The sequence below is a fragment of the Mesorhizobium sp. M1E.F.Ca.ET.063.01.1.1 genome, assembly GCF_003998155.1.
GTDB lineage: Bacteria > Pseudomonadota > Alphaproteobacteria > Rhizobiales > Rhizobiaceae > Mesorhizobium.
Genome location: NZ_RZSC01001730.1, coordinates 1 through 401 on the forward strand (window position 1 = coordinate 1; position 401 = coordinate 401).

1 protein-coding gene is annotated in these 401 nt (G+C 62.1%); it reads left to right on the forward strand.

What is annotated here, in order from left to right:
- Positions 1 to 401 (forward strand): sulfatase/phosphatase domain-containing protein (locus EOA29_RS40635; protein WP_145970208.1); only part of this gene is annotated, 401 nt, incomplete at both ends.

Here is a 401-nt window from a genome sequence, read left to right on the forward strand (position 1 = left end):
CTTGTCGTCTTCACCTCCGACCATGGCGACTATCTCGGCGACCATTGGCTGGGCGAAAAATACCTGTTCCACGACGTCGCGGTGAAGGTTCCGATGATCGTCTACGATCCGCGCACGGAAGCCGACGCCACGCGCGGAACCACGTCAGACGCGCTGGTCGAGATGATCGATCTCGCGCCGACCTTCCTCGACTACCTCGGCGGCAAGGCCAAGCCGCATATCCTCGAAGGCCGCTCGCTGCTGCCGCTCACTTCCGGCGAACGGAAAAGCCTGCGCAACTTTGCGATCAGCGAATACGACTTTAGCGGCGATGCGGCGCGGCTGAAGCTCGCCATGCCGGTGTCGGACTGCAAGCTCTACATGGTGACCGACGGCCGCTTCAAACTCGTCCATGGCGAAGG